The 22,489-nt window shown below is 63.3% G+C and carries 25 protein-coding genes; 14 read left to right on the forward strand and 11 right to left on the reverse strand.

Translation table 11 applies throughout. The features are described from left to right. Positions 1-88: 88 nt before the first annotated feature. The 3 genes from trhO to AC6CIG_RS14680 form a co-directional block, all read right to left on the reverse strand. The gene (gene trhO, locus AC6CIG_RS14670) at positions 89-1,036 is read right to left on the reverse strand and encodes an oxygen-dependent tRNA uridine(34) hydroxylase TrhO (RefSeq protein WP_127709137.1); all 948 of its coding nucleotides are present in this window, start codon (positions 1,034-1,036) and stop codon (positions 89-91) included. Between the two features lie 78 nt (positions 1,037-1,114). Further along, the gene (locus AC6CIG_RS14675) at positions 1,115-2,017 is read right to left on the reverse strand and encodes a CHAD domain-containing protein (RefSeq protein WP_127709136.1); all 903 of its coding nucleotides are present in this window, start codon (positions 2,015-2,017) and stop codon (positions 1,115-1,117) included. Continuing rightward, positions 2,014-2,487 (reverse strand): CYTH domain-containing protein, encoded by a 474-nt coding sequence (locus AC6CIG_RS14680; RefSeq protein ID WP_127709135.1) that lies wholly within the window; start codon positions 2,485-2,487, stop codon positions 2,014-2,016. Before AC6CIG_RS14680 ends, AC6CIG_RS14675 begins: the two co-directional genes overlap by 4 nt. A 259-nt stretch (positions 2,488-2,746) precedes the next feature. Between AC6CIG_RS14680 and AC6CIG_RS14685 the strand changes: the two genes are divergently transcribed. The 4 genes from AC6CIG_RS14685 (at position 2,747) to AC6CIG_RS14700 (ending at position 5,287) form a co-directional block, all read left to right on the forward strand. After that, positions 2,747-3,385, forward strand: a complete 639-nt coding sequence (locus tag AC6CIG_RS14685; protein WP_018096702.1) for a 2-dehydro-3-deoxy-phosphogluconate aldolase — start codon at positions 2,747-2,749, stop codon at positions 3,383-3,385. 168 nt (positions 3,386-3,553) lie between these two features. Next, entirely contained in the window at positions 3,554-4,258 is a 705-nt protein-coding gene (locus tag AC6CIG_RS14690) for a tellurite resistance TerB family protein (protein ID WP_127709134.1), read from the forward strand. Between the two features lie 118 nt (positions 4,259-4,376). Next, on the forward strand, positions 4,377-5,078 hold the full coding sequence (locus AC6CIG_RS14695) for a GNAT family N-acetyltransferase (RefSeq protein WP_127709133.1): 702 nt from the start codon (positions 4,377-4,379) through the stop codon (positions 5,076-5,078). Next, the gene (locus tag AC6CIG_RS14700) at positions 5,075-5,287 is read left to right on the forward strand and encodes a hypothetical protein (protein ID WP_018096705.1); all 213 of its coding nucleotides are present in this window, start codon (positions 5,075-5,077) and stop codon (positions 5,285-5,287) included. Before AC6CIG_RS14695 ends, AC6CIG_RS14700 begins: the two co-directional genes overlap by 4 nt. A 40-nt stretch (positions 5,288-5,327) precedes the next feature. Here the strand turns inward: AC6CIG_RS14700 and AC6CIG_RS14705 are convergent, their stop codons facing one another. From AC6CIG_RS14705 to AC6CIG_RS14715, 3 genes are all read right to left on the reverse strand, one after another. Then, positions 5,328-6,341, reverse strand: a complete 1,014-nt coding sequence (locus tag AC6CIG_RS14705; protein ID WP_498322861.1) for a nickel/cobalt transporter — start codon at positions 6,339-6,341, stop codon at positions 5,328-5,330. Next, entirely contained in the window at positions 6,335-6,979 is a 645-nt protein-coding gene (locus AC6CIG_RS14710; protein ID WP_018096707.1) for a DUF1007 family protein, read from the reverse strand. The genes AC6CIG_RS14705 and AC6CIG_RS14710 overlap by 7 nt, the downstream gene beginning before the upstream one ends. A 118-nt stretch (positions 6,980-7,097) precedes the next feature. Beyond that, the gene (locus tag AC6CIG_RS14715; RefSeq protein ID WP_127709131.1) at positions 7,098-7,991 is read right to left on the reverse strand and encodes a LysR family transcriptional regulator; all 894 of its coding nucleotides are present in this window, start codon (positions 7,989-7,991) and stop codon (positions 7,098-7,100) included. A gap of 586 nt (positions 7,992-8,577) precedes the next feature. Here AC6CIG_RS14715 and odc2 point away from each other — a divergent pair. Beyond that, the gene (gene odc2, locus AC6CIG_RS14720) at positions 8,578-9,717 is read left to right on the forward strand and encodes an ornithine/lysine decarboxylase (RefSeq protein ID WP_234841209.1); all 1,140 of its coding nucleotides are present in this window, start codon (positions 8,578-8,580) and stop codon (positions 9,715-9,717) included. A gap of 85 nt (positions 9,718-9,802) precedes the next feature. Continuing rightward, positions 9,803-10,393 (forward strand): GNAT family N-acetyltransferase, encoded by a 591-nt coding sequence (locus AC6CIG_RS14725; RefSeq protein ID WP_127709128.1) that lies wholly within the window; start codon positions 9,803-9,805, stop codon positions 10,391-10,393. Between the two features lie 228 nt (positions 10,394-10,621). Here the strand turns inward: AC6CIG_RS14725 and AC6CIG_RS14730 are convergent, their stop codons facing one another. Further along, on the reverse strand, positions 10,622-11,257 hold the full coding sequence (locus AC6CIG_RS14730) for a LysE family translocator (RefSeq protein WP_127709126.1): 636 nt from the start codon (positions 11,255-11,257) through the stop codon (positions 10,622-10,624). A gap of 278 nt (positions 11,258-11,535) precedes the next feature. On the opposite strand from AC6CIG_RS14730, the gene AC6CIG_RS14735 reads away from it, so the two are divergent. Then, a complete protein-coding gene (locus tag AC6CIG_RS14735) occupies positions 11,536-11,982 on the forward strand; it encodes a glyoxalase superfamily protein (protein WP_100672890.1) in 447 nt (148 codons plus the stop codon). A gap of 71 nt (positions 11,983-12,053) precedes the next feature. On the opposite strand, the gene AC6CIG_RS14740 is transcribed toward AC6CIG_RS14735, so the two are convergent. The 3 genes from AC6CIG_RS14740 to AC6CIG_RS14750 all read right to left on the reverse strand — a co-directional run bounded on the left by AC6CIG_RS14740 (position 12,054) and on the right by AC6CIG_RS14750 (position 15,098). Continuing rightward, positions 12,054-13,043 (reverse strand): WD40 repeat domain-containing protein, encoded by a 990-nt coding sequence (locus AC6CIG_RS14740; RefSeq protein WP_018096713.1) that lies wholly within the window; start codon positions 13,041-13,043, stop codon positions 12,054-12,056. Positions 13,044-13,086: 43 nt separating this feature from the next. After that, the gene (locus tag AC6CIG_RS14745; protein WP_018096714.1) at positions 13,087-14,190 is read right to left on the reverse strand and encodes a CobW family GTP-binding protein; all 1,104 of its coding nucleotides are present in this window, start codon (positions 14,188-14,190) and stop codon (positions 13,087-13,089) included. A gap of 116 nt (positions 14,191-14,306) precedes the next feature. Continuing rightward, entirely contained in the window at positions 14,307-15,098 is a 792-nt protein-coding gene (locus AC6CIG_RS14750; protein ID WP_018096715.1) for a creatininase family protein, read from the reverse strand. A 113-nt stretch (positions 15,099-15,211) separates the two neighbouring features. Here AC6CIG_RS14750 and AC6CIG_RS14755 point away from each other — a divergent pair, with 113 nt between their 5' ends. The 3 genes from AC6CIG_RS14755 (at position 15,212) to AC6CIG_RS14765 (ending at position 17,882) form a co-directional block, all read left to right on the forward strand. Next, positions 15,212-15,715, forward strand: coding sequence for a MarR family winged helix-turn-helix transcriptional regulator (locus AC6CIG_RS14755; protein WP_003528917.1), 504 nt, complete (start codon positions 15,212-15,214; stop codon positions 15,713-15,715). A gap of 108 nt (positions 15,716-15,823) precedes the next feature. Then, positions 15,824-16,846 carry a LacI family DNA-binding transcriptional regulator gene (locus AC6CIG_RS14760; protein ID WP_026168787.1) on the forward strand — a complete coding sequence of 341 codons (1,023 nt, stop codon included), beginning with the start codon at positions 15,824-15,826 and terminating at the stop codon, positions 16,844-16,846. A 73-nt stretch (positions 16,847-16,919) separates the two neighbouring features. After that, positions 16,920-17,882, forward strand: coding sequence for a 2-hydroxyacid dehydrogenase (locus AC6CIG_RS14765; RefSeq protein WP_127709124.1), 963 nt, complete (start codon positions 16,920-16,922; stop codon positions 17,880-17,882). Here AC6CIG_RS14765 and AC6CIG_RS14770 read toward each other — a convergent pair whose 3' ends face one another. Next, on the reverse strand, positions 17,883-18,638 hold the full coding sequence (locus AC6CIG_RS14770; protein ID WP_127709122.1) for a gamma-glutamyl-gamma-aminobutyrate hydrolase family protein: 756 nt from the start codon (positions 18,636-18,638) through the stop codon (positions 17,883-17,885). It abuts the gene before it with no gap. Between the two features lie 328 nt (positions 18,639-18,966). Here AC6CIG_RS14770 and AC6CIG_RS14775 point away from each other — a divergent pair, with 328 nt between their 5' ends. From AC6CIG_RS14775 to AC6CIG_RS14790, 4 genes are all read left to right on the forward strand, one after another. Continuing rightward, positions 18,967-19,191, forward strand: coding sequence for an aa3-type cytochrome c oxidase subunit IV (locus AC6CIG_RS14775; RefSeq protein ID WP_003528928.1), 225 nt, complete (start codon positions 18,967-18,969; stop codon positions 19,189-19,191). Positions 19,192-19,511: 320 nt separating this feature from the next. Continuing rightward, the gene (locus tag AC6CIG_RS14780; protein WP_127709120.1) at positions 19,512-20,660 is read left to right on the forward strand and encodes a Re/Si-specific NAD(P)(+) transhydrogenase subunit alpha; all 1,149 of its coding nucleotides are present in this window, start codon (positions 19,512-19,514) and stop codon (positions 20,658-20,660) included. Between the two features lies 1 nt (position 20,661). After that, positions 20,662-21,072, forward strand: a complete 411-nt coding sequence (locus AC6CIG_RS14785; RefSeq protein WP_003528932.1) for an NAD(P) transhydrogenase subunit alpha part 2 — start codon at positions 20,662-20,664, stop codon at positions 21,070-21,072. Positions 21,073-21,081: 9 nt separating this feature from the next. Next, positions 21,082-22,482 carry an NAD(P)(+) transhydrogenase (Re/Si-specific) subunit beta gene (locus AC6CIG_RS14790; protein ID WP_127709118.1) on the forward strand — a complete coding sequence of 467 codons (1,401 nt, stop codon included), beginning with the start codon at positions 21,082-21,084 and terminating at the stop codon, positions 22,480-22,482. Positions 22,483-22,489 lie beyond the last annotated feature (7 nt).

A 22,489-nucleotide genomic window follows, 5' to 3' on the forward strand; every position in this document is an offset into this window, starting at 1 on the left:
CGTTTCATGGAAACACTGAAATGCTCTAGCCATTTGATCCAACGCACTTTTGGACGGAAAACCGTTACGCACTTTTCCTGGACGTGCTCTAGCTTCCGAGATGCCGCGCGCCGCGCTTCTTGGCAAGCATGATCTGCCTCTGCCTCTGGCGGTAACGCTCGCGATCCTCTTCGGTGCGGGTGTCGTGGCAGTGAACGCAGGAGACGCCTTCCTCGTGAAGGTGCGACTGGAGGTCGGCGGGCGTCAGCGGCTGGCGGCAGGCATGGCAGAGCGTGTGCTCGCCCTCCTGCAGCCCGTGGGTTACGGACACGCGCTCGTCGAAGACGAAGCAGGCGCCTTCCCAGAGGCTCTCTTCCGGCGGTATTTCCTCGAGATATTTGAGGATGCCTCCCTTGAGGTGATAGACCTCCTCGAAGCCCTGCTCTTTCATGAAGGCCGTCGCCTTCTCGCAGCGGATACCGCCTGTGCAGTACATGGCGATCTTCGGCTTGTTGTGCAGGCCGCTATTGTTGCGCACCCACTCGGGAAATTCCCGGAACGTCTTGGTCTTGGGGTCGACGGCTCCCTGGAAGAGGCCGATGGCCGTTTCATAGTCGTTGCGCGTGTCGATGACCAGCGTTTCCGGATCGGAGATCAGCGCATTCCAGTCCTTCGGCTCCACATAGGTGCCGACCACCTTTTTGGGGTCGATGTTTTCGACGCCCATGGTGACGATCTCCTTCTTCAGGCGCACCTTCATGCGCAGGAAGGGCATGGCCGAGGCCCGGCTCTCCTTGTGTACCAGGCCGGCGAATTCCGGCTGCGCGCGCAGACAGGCCAGGACCGCCGCAATGCCTTCCTCGGTGCCGGCGATCGTCCCGTTGATGCCCTCATGCGCAAGAAGCAGCGTTCCCTTCACCCCATTGGCGTCGCAGATCGCCTGCAGCGGCTCGCGGAAAGCGGCGAAGCGCGGAAAGGATACGAAATGGTAGAGGGCGGCCACCAGAAACTGGCCCGGCGTCTCCGGGCGGCGCGATGTCGTGAGCATGTCGGTCATGCGGCACGCAAATACAGCTTTCGGGCGCCAAGTGCAATTGGGGCGAATCACGCCTGAGCCTGGCTTTCGGGAAGCGTTCTACCTCCCGGCTTCGAGCCAGAGCAGTTCGAGGGTTCGGCTCTCCCTCCGCGGCCGGTCGAGAAAGACCGCATCAGCGCGCTTCAAGGCCTCACGCCTCAGCGCGTCCTGCCTGGCCGCGACATTCGAAAGAAAATGTTCCCTGCTGTTGCCGGCAAGGTCGGGCCGCTCGTCGACGAGCGACATCAATTCGGCGATGTCATTCAGGTGGCCGAGCACGTCGACCAGGTCGCTGGCCTCCGTTCTCTTTGCCCGCATCCCCGATGGCCACGCCTCGCGAAGCAGGGCAAGCTGCATTCGGTAATCCTGCGCGCTTTTGCGCAAGTCGTGAAACAGCGCCGTATCGGTGCTGGCCGCACAGGCTGCCCTGGCGCGTGCGGCGCGCCGCAACGTCTGCCGCCAGCCCTTCGCGAGGCGGCGGGCGGATTTCCGCCTGCCGTCATGGAAGGAAACATGAGCGAGCGCGGCGTGCGCCTTTCGGCAATTGACGATGGTTTCTTCGATCTTCCGGTCGAGGTCGCCTCGTTCTTCGGCAATCCGGTCGCGCCGGCTTGCGAGGATCGAGCAGACCTTGTCGAGGGCCAGCTGCTGCTCTTCGCTCGCCGCATGCTGGCGCAGATAGCCGGCATTCTCGACCAGCGCTGCCGCGTCGCGGAATGTCGAGAGATTGCGTGCCATGGCGCGGAAGCGTGCGTTTTCCTGCCTCTGGAAGAGTGGCGCATCCGCGACCACGAGGCGATAGAGCGAGCGCAGGCGCTTGAAGCTCTTGCGCGCATCGTGGATCGCTTCATGCACGCCTTCGGGTTGAACCTCGAGCATTGCAATTGCGCGTTCGATCTGTTCCCCTCCGACGGCGCGGAAATCCTCGGTAAAGGGGCGTTTCGGATGGAAAGCAAAGGTCATGCTTGCGCTTCCAGCAGTCCTTCGGTGGCAAGCGCCTGATTGGAGTAGCGGCGATCGCCGGTGATCTCGCGCCCCAGCCAGGCCGGCAGGTTGGGCAGGTCCGTTTCCCGCTTCATTTCGACTTCGGCGACGGTGAGCCCTTCGAGCGCGCCCTCATAGACGTCGACCTCCCAGGTGAACCCCTTGTGCGGTATCCGGAAACGCCGTTTCTCGATGACAATGCCGATCGCCTGGGTCAATAATTCCCGCGCGTCGTTCATGGGGAGATCGTATTCGTACTCGTTGCGGACGAGGGCCGATTTGCCGATCTTGATGGTCAGGCGTGCCCGCTTGTTGCCGTGAATGCGCACGCGTACGGAGCGGTCTTCCATGGTGACGATATAGGCCTGACGTAGCCTGATGCCCTTGTCCGCGTGTTGCCGCCAGCCGTCGGTGGCGACAAGAAACTTGCGCTCAATCTCCTTTGCCATGGATCTCCTGCCATTTCGAGATGTCGGCCGGCACAGACTACCGTTTAATCGATGTCGCTCAAGTCTTGTCCCTTCGATCACGATGATTTTAGATCGGATCGACCTGAAGTCGTGAACGTGGCCGGTCCCGACAAGTTAGAGCGGAAGCGGGCGGTATGGCGCGAATAGTTTTCCGCGCCCAGATCCGTCGGGCTCGACAACCGCAGACTGGCACGCTATGCGAGGGGTATTATTCAATCGTTTTAAAAGGACGATCGGCATGAGCGCGAAAACGGACAAGCTTCTCTCAATCCTCAAGCTGCAGCCGGTGGTGCCCGTCTTGGTGATCGACGATGCGGCGTCGGCGGTACCGCTCGCGCGGGCGCTGGTCGCCGGCGGCCTCAAGGCGATCGAGATCACCTTGCGCACGCCGGCCGCACTGGAAGCGATCCGTGCGGTCGCGGGTGAGGTGGAGGGCGCCGTTGCCGGAGCCGGCACCATCCTCAATGCCGCCCAGTTCGAAGAGGCCGTCGCGGCCGGATCGCAGTTCATCGTCAGCCCCGGCACGACGCAGGAACTGATCGACGTCGCCAACGATCACGAGGTGCCGCTGCTTCCGGGTGCGGCGACGGCGAGCGAGGTCATGGGGCTGCGCGAGGAAGGTTACGGGGTGATGAAGTTCTTCCCGGCCGAGCAGGCCGGAGGCGCCGCCTATCTGAAGTCGCTCTCATCGCCGCTCGCAGGCACCCTGTTCTGCCCGACCGGCGGCATTTCGCTTGCCAATGCGCGCGACTACCTGACGCTTCCCAACGTCGTTTGCGTCGGCGGCTCCTGGGTGGCGCCGAAGGACCTGGTCGCCAGGGGCGACTGGGCCGGCATCACCAAGCTTGCGGCCGAGGCCTTCGCGCTCAAGGGCTGATCCCAGACGGCACGTGATGGAGGAGGGCCGGCAGTCGTCCGGCCATTTCATTCTTCACGCCGGTTTGTATTTCCGCGGCAACGTTCCTATGTCTCAATCGGCCAACGACGGAGCGGGGTGGGGCGTTCATGCTCGCCACCGCGCATGGACCGAAAAGGAGCAAGCCTGATGTTCGACGCGAAGAAATTGCTGGACCAGTTCCTGGGATCGCAGGTGCCCGGCGCCGGAGGGTCTGTCCGCGGCCGGGCGGATCAGGTGACCAAAGTCGCAAAGGACAATCCGCTTGCCACCGGCGCGATCGCCGCGGTTCTGCTCGGCACGAAATCCGGACGCAAGCTGGCCGGCAATGCCGCCGTCCTCGGCGGTCTCGCCGCCATCGCCGGCCTTGGCTATCAGGCCTACAAGAACTACCAGTCCGGCAAGGAGCCGGTGGCCGAGCCCGCACCACGCGCACCGGCCCAGTTGCCCGCGCCTCCCGCCGACTCCGGCTTCGCCGCGCCCGAAGCGCTGAGCGACGACTTCGCGCTCGTGCTGGTGCGCGCCATGATCGCCGCTGCGCGCGCGGACGGCCATATCGACGGCGCCGAGCGCAGCCGCATCATGGACAAGCTGTCCGTTTCGGGCCTTTCCGCGGATGCGGCGGCCTTCCTGGAAGCGGAACTCGTCAATCCGATCGATCTCGACGCCATCATCTCCGCCGGGAAGACTGAGGAGGAGCGGGTGGAGATCTATACGGCATCCCGTCTCGCGATCGAGCCGGACGGCCGGGCCGAGCGCGGCTATCTCGACCTGCTTGCCGGACGACTCGGCCTGGCCGATGCGCTCGTCGACCATATCGAGGCGACGGTTTCTGCGGCAAAGATCCCGGTTTGAACGGATTCAAGGGCGGGCGCCGATCCGTTCCGCTCATGGGTCGCATCACGAGTTTGAATTTGTCACCGCCCCGCGTCTGTCCTATTGCCAAACACGAATGCAAACGCGGGAGCAGTTGATGCGTGACCTTGCCGACTGGAAGGGATGCCCGGCGCCGAAACCGGTGCTCATCGAGGGACGATACGTTATCGTCGAGCCCTATGACCGGGCGAAGCATCTGAATGCTCTCTGGAACGATGCCTTCGGTGGCATGTCCATCAATCCTCTGCTCAAATATTTCTCCCAGGACGATTTTTCGGGCATAGAGGATTTCGATGCCTGGCTTTCCGCGGTCCAGCAGAAGTCGGCCTGGGTGACCGAAGTCTTTCGCGAACGGGCGAGCGGCAAGGTCGTCGGCATGGCAAACTACATGCGCGCCGATCCCGCCAACGGCGTCGTCGAGGTCGGCGGCGTCGCGCACGGGGCCGCCATGGCGCGGTCGCCGCTTTCGACGGAAGCGCACTATCTCATGGCCAGGCACGTGTTCGAGGACCTCGGCTATAGGCGCTACGAATGGAAGTGCCACAGCGAAAATCAGGCGAGCCGCACCACTGCGGCGCGCCTCGGCTTCACCTTCGAAGGCATTTTCCGTCAGCACATGGTTTCGAAGCGCGCCAATCGCGATACGGCCTGGTTCTCGATGATCGATCGCGAATGGCCGCTCATCAAGGCCGCTTTCGAGCACTGGCTTTCGCCCGACAATTTCGATCGCGATGGGCGCCAGAAGCAGCGCCTCGAGGATATCCGCGCAACGCTTGGCGCTGGGGAGGAGCGAAGGTGAGCACGCCCGAGAAGGAGAAATCGCCCGCCGTCGCGGCAGCCATCATTCTGCTGGTGGTCGGGATCGGCTTCTTCGCGTTGCCGTCGATCATGGTGAGGCTCGGCGACATATCCCCATGGCTTGCGGCCGCGGTCGGCTGCCTGTTCGTGATAGGCTTCTTCCTGATCTTCTGGCTGCGCGCCCGCCATCAGCGCCGGAAGGGGCTGTAATTCTCGCGATCGACGCGCCCGCATGCGCTGACGGTGCGCCTCAGCTCTGCAGTGCCGCGCCCAGAAGCACCAGCCCGAGCAGCAGGACAAGCAAAGCACCGGCGATCTCGATGCCGTTCGAGATACGCGCCGCGGCCGAATCGCTGGAGGCATAGCGCACGGCAATGCCCTTGGCCGTGACGGCCATGGTCGCCAGGATCGAAACGGTGATTGCCGTACCGATCGACATGGCGAAGACCGAAAGCACGCCGCCGAGATAGAGCCCGTTCAGGAGGGCGAAGGACAGCACGATCAGCGCGCCGGAGCAGGGCCGCAAGCCGACTGCGACAATCGCCGACCAGGCTTCGCTGAGCGCGAAACGGTCGCCCTTCAGGAGTGCCGGATCGGGTGCATGGGCGTGGCCACAGGTGGCGCAGACCTCGCCAGGCCCGTGTGCGTGGTGGTGATCGTGATGATGATGATGCTCGTGGCCATGAACGTCATCGGCATGCATCGTGGCAGGGGCCGGACGCAGCATCGATCGCAGCTTGCGGAAGACCAGCCAACCGCCGAAGGCAGCGATCAGCGCATAGCTCGCGATTTCGAGTGCACGGGTGGCGTTCGTCATGCTGATCGAGGAGCCGCGCAGCACGAGATAGACGGCGCCGATCAGGAGGATGGCAACGACGCCCTGCAGGATCGAGGAGAGGAAGGAAAGCAGCACGCCCCTCTTCAGTTCCGTCTCATTGGCGATCATGTAGGAGGAGATGACTGCCTTGCCGTGGCCCGGACCGGCGGCGTGGAAGACACCGTAGGTGAAGGAAAGGCCGATCAAGGACCAGAGCTGCCACGGATTCTCGCGCATGTCCTTGAGCGCGTCGGTCAGCATTCGGTAGAAGCCTTGCTGCTCCATGTTCACCCAGGAAAAGAAACCGCCAAGAAAGCCCGTCGTCCGGATGGAGGGCTCGGCCGTGCCGATGCCGAGAGGCGACTGTGCGGCGGCGACGGTTGCGGAAAATACCGTCAACAGGAAGGCGGCCGCGATCAGGCGGCCGGCGTCGCGGGCATTCAGCATGTGATCTCGATCCTGGTTGCAAAAAGCTTCGACGTGTCGGTCCCGGTCGGATCGTTCCAGAAGGCGTCGGTCAGCGTGTCCTTGTTCTCCGCCAGCACTTCGTCGGGATCGGGCCGCACCACCTGATGCTGGCAGGCCTCGATCTTTTCGCCGACGACGGAGAGGTCCTCGTCGGTGGGGAAATCCATGGCGGTATACATGGTCGGGTCGTAGACGCCGAAGGAAAGCTTGCCCTTAAGCGGCATGGTCTCCGCAGGCTTGACCGCAAACATCATCAGGAGCTGGTTATCCTTGTAGTCGACGGTGATGCTGTCGGGTCTGCTGACCTTCACGGATTTGCCGTTGTCGGAAATCGACGTGTAATAGTTGTACTCCGCCAGTGACTCGAGCACTGTCTGGCCGACTTCCTTCAGTTCATCCGGGTCGAGCGTGGCGTTCGCGTTCTTGTCGAAGTCGAGAACGACGCTTGCCGAAAACAGCTCGTCGAACCGCCAGACATTCCTCAACTCGCCGATCCCGCCCGTGTCGTCCGAGACGATCTCGAGGCGGGCTTCCGCGAATATATGCGGGTGGGCGAAGGCGAGCGTGGGCGCGAGGAGCGTCGCAAGGCCGGCCATGACGAGGCTTTGTATTTTCATGGGAATGGGAATCCTTTCGGCCGGGGCCGCGCGAATCGTCCCCGAATGTACCGTAAATGAGACGGAATTGGGACTTGCAGCGCGTCGTTCCAACGCGTGAGGAAGGATCGCAGTCGCATCAGCGCGTGCTGCGGAACCAGCTGTGGAGGAAGTCGACGAAGGTGCGAACCTTGGTCGGGAGGTAACGACGATGCGGATAGATGGCGTAGATGCCGCGATCCTTGGGCAGGAAATCGTCGAAGAACGTCACGAGCTCGCCGGAAGCGATCTTCGGCCGGGCGATGAAATCGGGAAGGACCGCCACTCCGATGCCGCTCACCGCGGCGCGCGCCGCGGCAAGTGGACTGTTGACCTCGATCTGCCCGCTGACCGGCACGGTGAATGGCGAACCGTCCTTTTCGACGAAACGCCAGCTCGAATAGGACCGGCCGTTGGTGTCGAGGATGCACGGCAGCTTGGACAGTTCGCTCGGATGCCCGAGGGCGCCGGCCCTGGCCATGAAATCCGGCGAGGCGCAGACCAGCACCTGGAAGTCGTCGAGCTTGCGGGCGATCAGCGTCGAGTCCTCGAGCCGGGTGATTCGGATGGCGACGTCGAATCCTTCCTCGACGAGGTCGATGAACCGGTCGTCCGAGACGATGTCGAGCGACAGTTCGGGATGCTCCTTGCCGAAGTCGATCAGGGACTGGCCGATATCCGCATCGACGAAAGTCCTCGGCACGGTGATTCGCAATCGGCCCTTGAGGTCGGAATTGTTGGCGCGCACGAGATCGGCGAGGTTGTCGATCTCCTTCAGGATTTCCGATGCGCTGCGGTAATAGGTGTGGCCGGCCTCGGTCAGCGAGAACTGGCGCGTCGTGCGGTTCAACAGCAGCGCGCCGAGCTCGTCCTCGAGTTCGCGCACATATTTCGACAGCAGCGCCTTGGATTTGCCGATGCGCCGGGCCGCGGCCGAAAAGCCTTCCGCGTCCACGACATCGATGAAGGCGCGGATGCGGGTCAAGGTATCCATGGTTCGTCTTTCTCTGGCGTGCAGGCGAAAACGCGCTTGGGTAGACGGGTCTCCGGTTCCCGTCCGCACGCACGGCCTGCTGCGATCGTTCAGCCAAAGTGAACACTGGCGCCGTTGCCCGGTCCAGAAAAAATTAGCGGCGAGATGGAAAAACCTCTTGATTACGACAATGATTTTTCTTACCTACGCCTTGCCCAAAGTCGCACGTGCCTGTGGGTGTCCGCCGACCCTCGATTAGGTGAGGTTATCGGTAAGGTACCTGGAACTAACCCCTCCAGTCGCTATTCCGGCCAACCGGGAAATGCGAGGACATCTTGAAGCAACGACGGTGCGGGCCTTTCTGGTGTCTGCCGGCTTTCCAACAGCCGGGGTTACTGAAGAGGCACACCTTCATTGCCGGAAGTGCGGTTGGGTTATTCCCTCCAATCCATGGCAGACAAAGCCGAATCCTAGCCTTTGCGGGCTTTGATTCACATTCGCGCATCGAGCGCATGCATGGTTCCGGGGTCTCCACCGGCTGGTTCCAGTGCAGGCGTGCGTATGCCCTTTGTCCTCCACAAATGTGGAGTCTAATGGATCGGGGAATATGGCCATGACCACCGCACGTATCATCGACTTCCTCAACACCCGACGACCCGAAGGTCCTTGCCTCGTTGTCGACCTCGACGTCGTGCGCGACAATTTCAAGGCCTTCCGTCATGCGCTGCCCGACAGCGCGATCTACTATGCCGTGAAGGCAAATCCGGCGCCGGAAGTCCTGCGCCTTCTCGCCGGCCTCGGCTCCAACTTCGATTGCGCGTCGGTCGCAGAAATCGAAATGGCGCTCGATGCAGGCGCGACGCCGAACCGCATCTCCTATGGCAACACCATCAAGAAGGAGCGGGACGTTGCGCGCGCCCATGCGCTGGGCATCAGCCTCTTTGCGGTGGACAGCCACGAAGAGGTCGAGAAGATCGCGCGCGCCGCTCCCGGCGCCCGTGTCTTCTGCCGCGTGCTCACCGATGGCGAAGGCGCCGAATGGCCGCTGTCGCGCAAGTTCGGCTGCGTGCCGCAGATGGCGGTCGACGTGCTCGTCTATGCGCACCAGCTCGGGCTCGTTTCCTACGGCGTCTCGTTCCATGTCGGCTCGCAGATGACGAAGCTCGACGCATGGGATGCGGCTCTTGCCGATGCCAAGCGTGTCTTCGTCCAGCTTGCCAAGCAGGGCATCGAGCTCAAGATGGTCAACATGGGCGGCGGCTTCCCGACGAAGTACCTCAGGGACGTTCCGTCGGCCGAAGCCTATGGCCAGGCGATCTTCGGCGCGCTGAAGAAGCACTTCGGCAACAACATTCCGGAGACGATCATCGAGCCGGGCCGCGGCATGGTGGGAAATGCCGGCGTGATCAAGGCGGAAGTCGTTCTCGTGTCGAAGAAGTCGGACAACGACAGCCACCGTTGGGTCTTCCTCGACATCGGCAAGTTCGGCGGTCTCGCCGAGACGATGGACGAGGCGATCCGCTATCCGATCCGTACGGCCCGCGATGCCGATGCGATGGAACCCTGCGTGCTCGCCGGCCCGACCTGCGACTCGGCCGACGTGCTCTACGAGAAGAACATGTATCCGCTGCCGATCTCGCTGACGATCGGCGACGAGGTTCTGATCGAAGGCACGGGCGCCTACACGACGACCTACTCGGCCGTCGCCTTCAACGGCTTCGAGCCTCTGAAGGCCTATGTCATCTGATCCTGCTCGCTCCCGCTCAAGCGGGAGCGGCTTTCACAATTCATGTCCGGTCCGCCTGAAGCGGTTTTGATGACGGGAGGCCCAGATGGCCGCTGTTGTTGATTCCCTGCGCGCGTTCTTCGCGCCAACCACCTTTATAATCGACTCGGAAAACCCGGGCGATGTCGTTGCGCGCGAGAACCTGCTCGACCGTGCCATGGGCGCGGGTCGCCGCAGGAAATCGTCGGAGAAGCTGCGCCGCGGCCGCGTGCCTGCCGAGGGCCTTGCCCTTGTCGCGCGGGATGCGGACAGTCACGTCATCGGCACCGTGCGCCTCTGGAACGTCGAGGCCGGCGTCAACCGCGAGGGCCAGGCGGTGCCGGCGCTGCTGCTCGGCCCGCTTGCGGTCGATCCGGCGCATGAGGGCAAAGGTATTGGCGGCATGCTGATGCGCGCGGCGATCCAGGAAGCCAAGAACCGCGGCCATGGCGCTGTCCTGCTCGTCGGCGACGACGCCTATTACGAACGTTTCGGCTTCTTCGCGCAGCGCGCGCAGCATCTCGTGATGCCCGGTCCTTTCGAACGCAACCGCTTCCTGGCGCTCGAGCTCAAGGAGGGCTGGCTCGACGGTGCTGCCGGGATGCTGGTTCCCAGCGGCCGGAAACTCGCTTTGCCGCCGCTTCGCCGCGCGGCCTGAATTTCTTCCGCCTCCCACCCTGCGGAGGTGGATTATCAGCAGCGCTCCTGCCGCCCTTGGCGGCGGGAGCGCTGTGGCGCCTCAGAGCACTTCCAGGAAAAGTTTGTAACGGTTTTCCCTCGCGGAGTCTGTTGGATCAAACGGTTGAAGCATCTCAGTGTTTCTATGACATGTTGAAGCACGGCCATTCCCTTCGAATGACCATGCCACACGCTGTGCCGAAGCCTTCTAATTCGCAGCGCGGCGATAGAGCGCCAGAGATCCGGCGAGCGCCAGCAGTGCGCCGCCGCAGATGCGGTCGAGCCAGATCGCGCCGGAGCGCCTCATGAAGCGTATCGCCTGCGACCCGAGCAGGGCATAACCGAACATCACCATGAAATCGATCGACGCGAAGACGATGGCCAGCATGGCGTATTGCGGCGCGTGTGGCAGGGCGGGATCGATGAATTGCGGCAGAAAGGCCGAAAAGAACAGATAGCCCTTGGGATTGGTGACGGCCACGAGGAGGCTCTTGGTGAAGATGGAGCGCGTCGCCCCGGCATCCATGGCCTGCGATGCTTGCGGCGGGAGTTCCAGCGTCCCGCGCGATCGCAGCAGCATGACGCCGAGATAGGCGAGATAGGCGGCGCCCAGCCATTTGATCACGGAGAACCAGAATTCCGACGCTGCGAGCAGTGCGCCGAGCCCGAGTGCGACCGCGCCGATCAGCACGAAATCCGAGAGCATCGCGCCGATCATTCCTGCCGTTGCCCGTTTCACGCCATAACGCGAACCATTGGTGAGGGCGAGAAGCACGGTCGGTCCAGGCGTTGCAATGCCGATGAAGGCGACAAGCGCGAATGCGAGAATGGTGACTTCGCTCATGACGTGCTCCCTGGATCACTTTTCCTCATCCGCTCTTGGCGACGCCAAGTCGTCCCATGGCGGTCGCTTGCGTGCAAGTGGCATCGCCGGCGGCCCCGCGCGTTTGACAGCCTGCAAAGTTTCCCCTATTTCAGGCGCCGGGCGAGGGCCCCTGCCGTCCGCGAGCGTCAAGCTTCGGTGAAGTCTCTCTTGTCGACACGGTCACGCCGCGCGGCATGCTACCGATGGCAATGCGGACACCCATCCCGGAAATGCATGCCGTAACAGGAGACCCTGTCATGACGCATGAATTACGAAGCCTTCCCTCGCTCGATGCGCTGAAGGACCAGGCCAGACGCCTGAGATCCCGGCTTGTGTCGGAGGGTGACGAAGTCACCCACTCCAAGTCGCTCGAGCTGATCGCCGCCCAATATGGCTATCGCGATTGGAACACGCTGCACGCGGCTGTCGGCAACCGACCTGCTTTCAATCCATGGATGCTCGGGGCGCGGGTCAAAGGCCGTTATCTCGGCCAGCCTTTCGAAGCGGAAGTCCTCTCGGCCCAGGCGATCGGCGCGAAGCCGGGACGTTATCGCCTGACGTTCAAGTTCGACGAGCCTGTCGACGTCGTCACGTTCGAGAGCTTCTCCGCCTTCCGCCAGCGGGTCACCGCCACCATCGATGAGAGCGGGCGGACGGTCGAGACGACATCGGACGGGCGGCCGCATCTGGAACTGGAATGGTGAGAACCAGCGGAGCTGGCCCTCATCCGCCTGCCCCCGTCTTTCGCCGCAGCGGGGGCATGCATCCGCCCCTGCTAGCCGGCGATATCCACCACACCGCAATCGCCCGCCGCCGATCCAAAAGCGAGTTGGCGGCCGCTCTTGTTCCAGGCCATGGCGGTGATCGCGCCATTGCCCGGGCGACGCAACAGCACTTCCTTGCTGTCCGCGAAGCGGGCGGCAAGGATCATCCCGTCCTCATAGCCGATGGCGACGATATCGTCCGCCGGGTGGCAGGCGACCGTCGTCACCATGATGTTGGCGCGGGTGCCGAGCTCGAGCGGCGCCTTGCCCATCGGCCCGTCCTTGCCCTGAAATGGCCAGACGATCGCCGCCGGCGCCCCGGACGATGCGAGCCACTTGCCCTTCGCTGACCAGGAAAGCGACTTCACCTTGGCCGGATAGCCGGTCATGCGCATGTGGCGCGCCTCGGCGCCGGGCTTCGCGTCGAGCTTCCAGCCATGCAGCGCATTTTCCTGCATTGCCGTGACGACGAAGCGTCCGTCGGGAGAGAAGGTGACGGCGGTGTGGGCGCCCTTCCATTCGAGATCGACCGGCTGGCCTGCCATGGCCACCCAGTGCAGCGAGACGCCGTTGTAGCGCGCGGAGGCGATCCTCAGGCCCTTGGGTGCGAAGGCGATGCCTTCGACGGTCCGCTGCTCGGGAAAGTCCCTGGTGGTACCGTCGGAAAGGCGGACATGCGTCGTCTTGCCGTAGGCGTAAGCGACCGCACCTTGCGGTCCGGCCGCAACTTGCGAGATCCATTTGCGACCCGTGTCGGCAACGAGGCTCGCCGTGCCGTCTGCCGAAATGCGCATTACCTTGCCGTCTTCGCCGCCGGTCAGCAGCGTGTCGTTCGCCTCGTCGACAACAAGGGACAGCAGCCCGTCATGTGCTTCGGTCGTCTTGTGGCCGTGATCGAGCCGGTGGATCGTGCCGGCGGCCCCGGCGAAGAAGGGAACATCCTTGAGGAAAGCCACGCCGACGACGTGACCTTCGAGATCGAGCGGAGCGACGGTCGGCATCAGTTTGACGGACTTTCTTTTTTCATCATGGATTTATCCGGGATCATGCCGGGACTTCGCAGGCCTTGAAGGTGCGCTCGATCTTCTCGCGGTCGAGATCGCGGCCGATGAAGACGAGCCTGCTTTCGCGCTTCTCGCCGTCTTTCCACGGGCGCTGGTGATCGCCTTCGATGATCATGTGAACGCCCTGGACGACATAGCGCTCGGCGTCGCCGGCAAAGGCGATGATGCCCTTGAGGCGCAGGATGTTCGGACCGTCGGTCTGGGTGATCTTCTGGATCCAGGGGAAGAAGCGATCCGGATTCATTTCGCCCCCGCGCAGCGAAATCGACTGCACCGTCACGTCATGGATCGGCGAGGGGCCGTCGTGATGGTGATGGTGGTGGTCATGATCATGCTCATGGTCATGATCATGATCATGATGGTGGTGATCATGATGGTGGTGATCGTGGTCGCAATCGGGACCGCAGACGTGGTCGTGATCGTCCTGATCGAGGAAGTGGGGATCGTTTTCGAGCGCCCTGTCGAGATTGAAGGCACCCTGGTCGAGCACCTTTCCGAGGTCGATCTCGGAGCGCTGCGTGCGATAGATGCGGGCGGACGGATTGATGACGCGCACGGTCGCCTCGACGCGCTCGAGTTCCTCCGGCGTCACGAGGTCGGTCTTGTTGAGGAGCACCACGTCGGCGAAGGCGATCTGGTCCTCGGCCTCGCGGCTGTCCTTCAGACGCAGCGGCAGGTGCTTGGCGTCGACGAGCGCCACGACCGCGTCCAGTTCCGTCTTGGCGCGAACGTCGTCATCCATGAAGAAGGTCTGCGCGACCGGCACCGGGTCGGCAAGGCCGGTGGTCTCGACGATGATCGCGTCGAAGCGTCCGGGACGGCGCATCAGTCCTTCGACGACCCGGATCAGGTCGCCTCGAACGGTGCAGCAGACGCAGCCGTTGTTCATCTCGTAGATTTCCTCGTCGGACTCGACGATCAGGTCGTTATCGATGCCGATCTCGCCGAATTCGTTGACGATGACCGCATATTTTCGGCCATGATTCTCGCTGAGGATGCGGTTCAGAAGCGTCGTCTTGCCGGAGCCGAGATAGCCCGTGAGCACGGTGACGGGGATCGGCTTCTGCGCGGATGTTTCGGTCATGGGAACCTCGAGGGTTGGCGATGCGCCGCGGGCATCGATGGTTGGGTTCTCATATAAGAGATGAGGTGGCGATGCGCAAATACAGACCTGTGTCGCGATCGACGCGGGAGAAAAAATCAGTCGAGCTCGCCGGCATCGAAGGCGTTCACATCCTCGAGCAGTTCGATGATGCCTTTCGCAGCATGCGCAAGCAGCGCTTCGCCGCGCTCGGCGGTGGCGGCGGCGGCATTGCCGGCGACGCCGTCCGGGCTCAGATCCGACATCTTCCAGCCGAAGGCGTGCGGGCCGTAGGCGCGCAAATGCTTGAAGGAACGCGCGAACTCGCTCTGCCGCGAGGGGAAGTCGCGGGTCTTCGCCATGTCCACCTTATCCGGATGGAGCGCCAGCATGACCGAGGTCTCGATATCGCCGCCATGGATGTCGACGGCCTTGTCCTCGGCGCCGATCCAGCCATCCGGCTGTCCGAAGCGTGTCCAGCTCGTCGCCACGGCAAGCATCCGGAAGCGTATCCGCGCCTCCGTCGCTACGATGGTCATCAGGGGCGAATTGCCGCCATGCGCGTTCAGCATCACGAATTTGCGGATGCCGAGTCCGGCGAGGTCCTCGGCGATGCCGAGCCAACGTTCGACCGCCTCGTCATAGGCGAGCGTTCGGGTGCCGAGCACGTCCATGTGTTCGATCGAATAGCCGACCGGTTCGACAGGCAGGAAGGTCACGGGCAGGGCTTGGGGGAGTGCGGCGATAACGCGCTCGACGATGCCCGCCGCAATCAGCCGGTCTGTTTCGAAAGGGAGATGCGGCCCGTGCTGTTCATGTGCGCCGAGCGGGAGCACCGCGATCCAGTCCCGCCGCTCGACAGGTTCGAGTGCGGTGGAATTGTCGGTCCATCGTGGCTTCGGCAGCGACATTTCTACTCGGACCTCGGCGTGGTTTGTCGTAAAATCGTTATTTGAGTCATACAGTTCGTAAACTCAAGCCTTATTGCTATAAGTGTTGTGTAGGGGATTCGGCGGGAGGTCCAATGGGCAAGAAGAGCAAAGCCGAAAGGAAGGGCAAGAACGGCAAGAAGAAGGACGAGATCGTCGCCGAGGCGAACGATCACGATCTGGCTTCGGTTCTCGTCCAGGCGGCCCGCTCGATGCGCACCGTGCTCTCTCGCAACCTCGTCGCGAGCGGCCTTTATGCCGGGCAGGACGGCGTCATGCTAGCCCTTGCCGAAACCGACGGGCTCACGGCCGGGGCGCTGGCGGGCAAGCTCGGGGTCAAGGCACCGACGATGACGCGCACGATCGGCCGCATGGAAGCGCAAGGCTTCCTCGAACGCCGGCCGGACAGGGACGATGCCCGGCTGACCAAGGTCTATCTGACAGAGCTCGGCCGTGATCGCCTGCAGATCATCGCGGAAGCGGGCCAGCATTCCGAGAAGCTCGCAACACGCGGTTTGACCGACAAGCAGGTGCGCACTCTCATGAAGCTCCTGCGCGCGGTCGACAGCAATCTGCAGGCCGCCAGAGCTGCGGATTGAGCCGCGGTGTGAGAACAGGGCGGCTTGAACTTCCCGATTGCAGCGATATTTCAAACAGTTTAAAGGAATTTAAACTGGCTGACGGCAGCGACTGCAACGGGGGATATGGTGGCGCAAAAGGTCAAGCTTTCGACAATCGCGGAAACACTCGGCCTTTCGACGGCGACGGTATCCCTGGCATTGCGCGACAGCCCGCTGGTGGCGGCGGTCACCCGCGACAAGATCAAGGAGCAGGCGCGCGCACTCGGCTATATCTACAACCGCCGTGCCGCAAGTCTCAGGACGTCGCGCTCGGGCATCATCGGTGTCGTCGTGCACGACATCATGAACCCGTTCTATGGTGAGATCCTCAAGGCGATCGAGGCTGAGCTCGATCGCGACAAGCAGACCTTCATTCTGTCCAACCACTACGATTCCGTCGAAAAGCAGCGGGATTTCATCGAGACGCTGCTGCAGCTCGGCGGCGACGGCGTCATCATGTCGCCGGCCATCGGCACGCCGCCGCAGGACATTCAGCTTGCCGAGGACAACGGCATGCCGGCGATCCTGATCGCCCGCTCGATCGAGGGGCTCGACGTCCCGATCTTCCGCGGTGACGACGCCTATGGCATTTCGCTTGCGACCAATCACCTCATCGGGCTCGGCCATCGCTGCGTCGCGATGGTCGGGGGAACCGACCAGACCTCCACCGGCCGCGACCGCTATCAGGGCTACGTCAACGCGCTTCGCAAGGCGAATATCGAGGTCGATCCGGACTTGCGCATCCCGGGGCCGCGCTCCAAGCAGGGCGGTTTCGAGGCCGCCGTGCATCTCCTCTCACTGCCGCAGAAGCCGACCGCGGTCGTCTGCTGGAACGATCTGGTCGCCATCGGGATGATGAACGGCATTGCCCGCGCCGGCCTCGTGCCGGGCGTCGACATCTCGGTCACCGGCTACGACGACCTCGAGGAAGCGTCGATCGCGACGCCCGCGCTGACGACCGTCTGGAACGGCCAGGCGGAGGTGGGCCGCAGCGCTGCGCGCGCGCTCCTCGACAAGCTTTCCGGCAGCCATGAACCGGACGGCATCCATCTGATCAAGCCGGAAATGCGCATCCGCCAGTCGACCGGCCCGCTGCGGGTAACGGCTTGATCGATTCCTCCGAGTCTGAACAGGATGCGTGAGTGTTCGTCCGCATTCCCGCTATGTCCGGAAAGGAAACCCGATGAGTCGTCCCAGAATTCTCGTGCCCGGCAAGATAAACCCGAGGGTCCTCGAACGATTGCCGGAAATGTTCGAGACCGTGTGCATCGAGCGCGCCGATGCGGCTCTGGTGACAGCCGACATGCACGACGTTTCCGGTATCGCCGTTTCGGGCAAGCTGCCGGTGCCGCTGATGGATGCATTCCCCAGCCTCGAGATCGTTGCGAATTTCGGCGTCGGCTACGACGGCGTCGATGTCTCGCGCGCAGCAGCCCGAGGGATTGTCGTCACCAATACGCCTGATGTCCTGACGGAGGAAGTCGCCGACACGGCCATCGGCCTCCTCCTCAACACGCTGCGCCTCCTGCCGCAGGCCGAGCAATGGCTGCGCCAGGGCCGCTGGGCGCGCGAGGGCGCCTTCCCGCTATCGCCGCTATCGCTCCGCGGCCGTACGGTCGGGCTGTTCGGCCTCGGCCGGATCGGCCTCGCGATCGCACGGCGGCTCGAAGCCTTCGGCGTCTCGATCGCCTACCACACGCGAACGCCGCGCGAAGGGCTCGCTTTCACCTATCATCCGACCCTTTCGGGTATGGTCGAGGCCGTCGACACGCTCATCGTCATCGTACCCGGGACGGCGAGCACGCTGAGGGCTGTCGATGCGGATGTCCTTTCGGCGCTCGGCCCGAAGGGCGTACTGATCAATGTCGGCCGCGGATCGACCGTGGACGAGGCGGCGCTCATCGCCGCGCTTCGGAACGGCACCATTGCCGGAGCCGGTCTCGACGTCTTCGAAAACGAGCCGCATGTTCCCGAAGCGCTGCTTTCGTTTCCGAATGTCTCCCTGCTGCCGCATGTGGCGTCGGCGTCGGTCGTCACGCGCAACGCGATGTCCGATCTCGTGGTCGACAATCTGAAGGCATGGTTCTCGACGGGCGAGGCTTTGACGCCGGTGGTCGAGACGCCGTTCCGGCGCAGAGTGGTCTAACTAACCGGCCTTGCTCTCACGATAGGCGCGCGCGGCATCTCCGAAGGCCTTGAACAGGGCGGCTGACGGGGCGTCGGTCCGCACCCAGTATTCGGGATGCCACTGCACGCCGACGGCAAAGGCCTTGGCGCCGACGACCGAGACCGCCTCGATGGTCCCGTCGTCGGCCACGGCTTCGACTGCGAGGCGTGGAGCGGCGGCGCCGATCGCCTGGCGATGCAGCGAATTGACCCTTACGCGGCCCGTGCCGAGGACCGGGGCAAGGCAGCTTCCTTCCTTCACGACCACATCCTGGCGAATGCCATAGGCGACATCGAGATCCGGAACCTCCGGCTTGCGATGGTCCCAGATGCCGGGCTGCTCCTGGATCTCGCTCGCAAGCGTGCCGCCCAGCGCAACATTGAGCTCCTGTATGCCGCGGCAGATCGCGAACAGCGGGACGCCGCGATCGATTGCGCGGCGGATCAGCGGCAGGCTGGTCGCATCGCGGCCCGGGTCGAAAGGCCCGTCCGCTTCGGTCGCCTCCCTGCCATAGAGCGAAGGGTGGACGTTGGAGCGAGCGCCGCTGGCGAGCACCCCGTCGACGCGGTCGAGAATCTCGTCCGCATCGTTCCCGGCCTGCAGAGCGGGAACGAGAAACACCATCAGCCCGGCGCCCTCGACCGCCGCGCGGACATATTGGTGGGCGGCAACATGCCAGACATTGCCGTCGAATTCGCGGAAATCGCAGGGGATGGCAACGACAGGTTTCGACATCGTCAGACTCCGGTTATTATCCGCAAAAGCCATGCCGCCAGAACCTTTAAAAAGTCAACGGGAGAAGCGCGGTACTCCCTCGTCTCCGGCGGAACGGCTTGGGCAATGAAAAGACGAGCCTGCGCACTTCCGACGGACCGCCATGCACTTTTCCTGAAAGTGCTCATTCGATTATGCCGCAGGCTTGCGGGGCGGTTTTCGTTGCGAATGGCCGGCGCATTGTGTATGCGGAGCTAAAGGAACCGATTGCGCCTCGCGGGCAAGCGGTGATGGGTGGATAAGACAGGGCCGCCATCGGCGGCGCCGCAGAATTTTGGAGAATTGGACGATGGCAGAGCATCATTCGGGACCGGTCGAAACGGGCGCTCCGATGGACTATTCCGAGCATGAGAAGACATATGATTTCTTCATCAGTGCCACGAAATACGGCACTCTGTTTTGCGTCGCGCTGCTGATTGCGATGGCTGCTGCTTTCTTTACGACGATGGGCTTCTTCAGCTCGCTTGTTCTTTTCATTCTCATCAACGTCGCCGGTTACTTCTTTCTTCGCTGACCGGCGTCGCTGATCCGTCCCGCCGAAGATGGGGAGGGGTCCCCATCTTTGTCGCGGGCCCATCGCGTTTTTCCCGCACCACGTGGGAGTATCGTCTCGGCGGCGGATGTTTCCGCCCCCGCAGGAGGAGTTTCTGTCGCTACGACGACGCCCCGGAGGGTGCACTAAGGTCGCTGTAGCGCATCGAGGTGCCGCATGGTTCTCTTCCGAAATCGGCTCGATTCGGGGACCGTGTGAGTGAAGAGGCGGCGTGCAATGCTGTCGTCTGGAGGACAACGTCCGCAACCCGGCCAGCCGGGGCGGACCGGGGAGGGGGATTTGTGAGCGAGATCGTCTTTATCGCCAAGGAATCGGATCCGAACGAGGGACGCGTTGCCGGCTCCGTCGAGAGCGTGAAAAAACTGAAGGCGCTTGGCTTCGACGTGGTTGTCGAAGCGGGTGCGGGCCTCAGTTCACGCATACCCGATCAGGAATACGAGAAGGCCGGTGCGCGGATCGGTACGGCCGCGGATGCGAAAACCGCCGACGTGGTCCTCAAGGTCCGTCGGCCGACCGCGCAGGAGATTTCCGGCTACCGGTCGGGCGCTGTCGTCATAGCCATCATGGATCCCTACGGTAACGAGGAAGCGATATCGGCCATGGCCGGCGCGGGCCTCACGACCTTCGCCATGGAGCTGATGCCGCGTATCACCCGCGCCCAATCCATGGACGTGCTTTCCAGCCAGGCAAACCTTGCCGGTTATCAGGCGGTGATCGACGCCGCCTACGAATATGACCGCGCGCTGCCGATGATGATGACCGCGGCCGGCACCGTGCCGGCCGCCAAGGTCTTCGTCATGGGCGCAGGCGTTGCCGGCCTGCAGGCGATCGCTACCGCCCGCCGCCTGGGCGCGGTCGTCTCGGCGACGGACGTTCGCCCCGCCGCCAAGGAGCAGGTTGCCTCCCTCGGCGCCAAGTTCATCGCCGTCGAGGATGAGGAGTTCAAGGCGGCCGAGACCGCCGGCGGCTATGCCAAAGAAATGTCTGAGGAGTATCGGGCCAAGCAGGCGGCGCTCGTCGCCGAGCACATTGCCAAGCAGGACATCGTCATCACCACGGCGCTGATCCCCGGCCGCCCGGCGCCGCGGCTCCTTAGCCGCGAAATGCTCGATTCCATGAAGCCCGGATCGATCGTCGTCGACCTTGCAGTCGAGCGCGGCGGCAACGTCGAGGGCGCCGAAGCCGGCAAGGTGACGGAGGTCGGGGGCATCAGGATCGTCGGCCATCTGAACGTGGCGGGCCGCATCGCCGCTTCCGCCTCGTTGCTCTATGCCAAGAACCTAGTCACCTTCCTGGAGACGATGGTCTCGAAGGAGACGAAGGCGCTGGCATTGAACATGGAGGACGAGCTCGTCAAGGCCACGGCGCTGACCCATGGAGGGGCAGTCGTGCATCCGGCCTTCGGCGGCGCCATGAGGGGGGAGAAGTAAGATGGCGAACGAACTTCTGGACAAGGCACTGACCGATCTGGAACGGGCGGTCGAGGCGGTGAAGACCGCCGCCGAATACGTGCCCGATGCGGCCGGAGCGGTGGCGCATGGCGCGACCGGCGGCGCGATCGATCCCTTCGTCTTCCGCCTCGCGATCTTCGTGCTGGCGATCTTCGTAGGCTATTACGTCGTCTGGTCGGTGACGCCGGCGCTGCATACGCCCCTGATGGCGGTGACCAATGCGATCTCGTCGGTAATCGTCGTCGGCGCCTTGCTCGCGGTCGGGATTTCCGCATCGGGGCTTGCCACCGGCTTCGGCTTCGTCGCACTGGTGCTTGCTTCGGTGAACATCTTCGGCGGCTTCCTGGTCACCCAGCGCATGCTCGCCATGTACAAGAAAAAAGAAAAGTGAGGCGGGCCGATGAACGCTAATTTCGCTGCCTTCCTCTATCTCGTCTCGGGCGTGCTCTTCATCATGGCGCTACGCGGCCTGTCGCATCCGACCACCAGCCGCAAGGGCAATACCTACGGCATGGTCGGCATGGGCATCGCGATCGTCACGACGCTGTTCCTGGCACAGCCGTCGATCGGCGGGTTTCTCCTGATCGTCGTAGGTCTGGCCGCCGGCGGCGGTGCCGGCGCCTATATCGCAAAGCGCATCCCGATGACGGCGATGCCGCAGCTCGTGGCCGGCTTTCACTCACTCGTCGGTCTCGCTGCCGTTCTGGTGGCGGCCGCCGCACTCTATGCCCCGTCCTCCTTCGGTATCGGTGAGGTCGGCTCGATTCACGCCCAGGCGCTGGTCGAAATGGCGCTTGGCGTGGCGATCGGCGCCGTCACGTTCACGGGCTCGATCATCGCCTTCCTGAAGCTCGACGGCCGCATGTCCGGCAAGCCTATCCTTCTGCCCTACCGCCACGCGATCAATCTCGCGATTGCCGCACTCGTCGTCTTCTTCATCGTCGGGTTGGCGCTCAGCGAAAGCCATTTCGATTTCTGGGCGATCGTCGCCCTGTCGCTGGCGCTCGGCGTCCTGATCATCGTTCCGATCGGCGGCGCGGACATGCCGGTCGTCGTGTCGATGCTGAACTCCTATTCCGGCTGGGCCGCGGCCGGCATCGGCTTTACCCTCGGCAACCTGGCGCTCATCATAACCGGGGCGCTCGTCGGCTCGTCGGGCGCGATCCTCTCGTACATCATGTGCAAGGGCATGAACCGGTCCTTCATCTCGGTGATCCTGGGCGGCTTCGGCGGCGAGACGGCGGCTGCCGGGGGCGACGACGGGGTCCAGAGGACGGTGAAACAGGGCTCGGCCGACGACGCCGCCTTCCTGATGCAGAACGCCTCGAAGGTGATCATCGTGCCGGGCTACGGCATGGCAGTCGCCCAGGCACAGCACGCGCTCCGGGAGCTTGCCGACAAGCTCAAGGAGAACGGCGTCGAGGTGAAATACGCGATCCACCCGGTCGCCGGCCGCATGCCGGGCCATATGAACGTGCTGCTCGCCGAAGCGAATGTCCCCTATGACGAGGTGTTCGAACTGGAGGACATCAATTCGGAATTTGCCCAGGCCGACGTCGCCTATGTCATCGGCGCCAACGACGTCACCAATCCGGCGGCCCGCGACGACAAGTCCTCGCCGATCTACGGCATGCCGATCCTGGACGTCGACAAGGCCAAGACCTGCCTCTTCGTCAAACGTTCGCTCGGCTCCGGCTATGCCGGCATCGACAACACGCTGTTCTACAAGGACGGAACGATGATGCTGCTCGGCGACGCCAAGAAGATGACCGAGGAGATCGTCAAGGCGATCAATCACTGAGGGTATC

The organism is Sinorhizobium sp. GQ132, from assembly GCF_059758575.1.

What these genes read in the sequence shown, in the direction of transcription:
- trhO (WP_127709137.1), bottom strand. Translation starts at nt 1,036, where the DNA reads ATGACCGACATGCTCACGACATCGCGCCGCCCGGAGACGCCGGGCCAG.
- AC6CIG_RS14675 (WP_127709136.1), bottom strand. Translation starts at nt 2,017, where the DNA reads ATGACCTTTGCTTTCCATCCGAAACGCCCCTTTACCGAGGATTTCCGC.
- AC6CIG_RS14680 (WP_127709135.1), bottom strand. Translation starts at nt 2,487, where the DNA reads ATGGCAAAGGAGATTGAGCGCAAGTTTCTTGTCGCCACCGACGGCTGG.
- AC6CIG_RS14685 (WP_018096702.1), top strand. Translation starts at nt 2,747, where the DNA reads ATGAGCGCGAAAACGGACAAGCTTCTCTCAATCCTCAAGCTGCAGCCG.
- AC6CIG_RS14690 (WP_127709134.1), top strand. Translation starts at nt 3,554, where the DNA reads ATGTTCGACGCGAAGAAATTGCTGGACCAGTTCCTGGGATCGCAGGTG.
- AC6CIG_RS14695 (WP_127709133.1), top strand. Translation starts at nt 4,377, where the DNA reads ATGCGTGACCTTGCCGACTGGAAGGGATGCCCGGCGCCGAAACCGGTG.
- AC6CIG_RS14705 (WP_498322861.1), bottom strand. Translation starts at nt 6,341, where the DNA reads ATGCTGAATGCCCGCGACGCCGGCCGCCTGATCGCGGCCGCCTTCCTG.
- AC6CIG_RS14710 (WP_018096707.1), bottom strand. Translation starts at nt 6,979, where the DNA reads ATGAAAATACAAAGCCTCGTCATGGCCGGCCTTGCGACGCTCCTCGCG.
- AC6CIG_RS14715 (WP_127709131.1), bottom strand. Translation starts at nt 7,991, where the DNA reads ATGGATACCTTGACCCGCATCCGCGCCTTCATCGATGTCGTGGACGCG.
- odc2 (WP_234841209.1), top strand. Translation starts at nt 8,578, where the DNA reads ATGGCCATGACCACCGCACGTATCATCGACTTCCTCAACACCCGACGA.
- AC6CIG_RS14725 (WP_127709128.1), top strand. Translation starts at nt 9,803, where the DNA reads ATGGCCGCTGTTGTTGATTCCCTGCGCGCGTTCTTCGCGCCAACCACC.
- AC6CIG_RS14730 (WP_127709126.1), bottom strand. Translation starts at nt 11,257, where the DNA reads ATGAGCGAAGTCACCATTCTCGCATTCGCGCTTGTCGCCTTCATCGGC.
- AC6CIG_RS14735 (WP_100672890.1), top strand. Translation starts at nt 11,536, where the DNA reads ATGACGCATGAATTACGAAGCCTTCCCTCGCTCGATGCGCTGAAGGAC.
- AC6CIG_RS14740 (WP_018096713.1), bottom strand. Translation starts at nt 13,043, where the DNA reads ATGCCGACCGTCGCTCCGCTCGATCTCGAAGGTCACGTCGTCGGCGTG.
- AC6CIG_RS14745 (WP_018096714.1), bottom strand. Translation starts at nt 14,190, where the DNA reads ATGACCGAAACATCCGCGCAGAAGCCGATCCCCGTCACCGTGCTCACG.
- AC6CIG_RS14750 (WP_018096715.1), bottom strand. Translation starts at nt 15,098, where the DNA reads ATGTCGCTGCCGAAGCCACGATGGACCGACAATTCCACCGCACTCGAA.
- AC6CIG_RS14755 (WP_003528917.1), top strand. Translation starts at nt 15,212, where the DNA reads ATGGGCAAGAAGAGCAAAGCCGAAAGGAAGGGCAAGAACGGCAAGAAG.
- AC6CIG_RS14765 (WP_127709124.1), top strand. Translation starts at nt 16,920, where the DNA reads ATGAGTCGTCCCAGAATTCTCGTGCCCGGCAAGATAAACCCGAGGGTC.
- AC6CIG_RS14770 (WP_127709122.1), bottom strand. Translation starts at nt 18,638, where the DNA reads ATGTCGAAACCTGTCGTTGCCATCCCCTGCGATTTCCGCGAATTCGAC.
- AC6CIG_RS14775 (WP_003528928.1), top strand. Translation starts at nt 18,967, where the DNA reads ATGGCAGAGCATCATTCGGGACCGGTCGAAACGGGCGCTCCGATGGAC.
- AC6CIG_RS14785 (WP_003528932.1), top strand. Translation starts at nt 20,662, where the DNA reads ATGGCGAACGAACTTCTGGACAAGGCACTGACCGATCTGGAACGGGCG.
- AC6CIG_RS14790 (WP_127709118.1), top strand. Translation starts at nt 21,082, where the DNA reads ATGAACGCTAATTTCGCTGCCTTCCTCTATCTCGTCTCGGGCGTGCTC.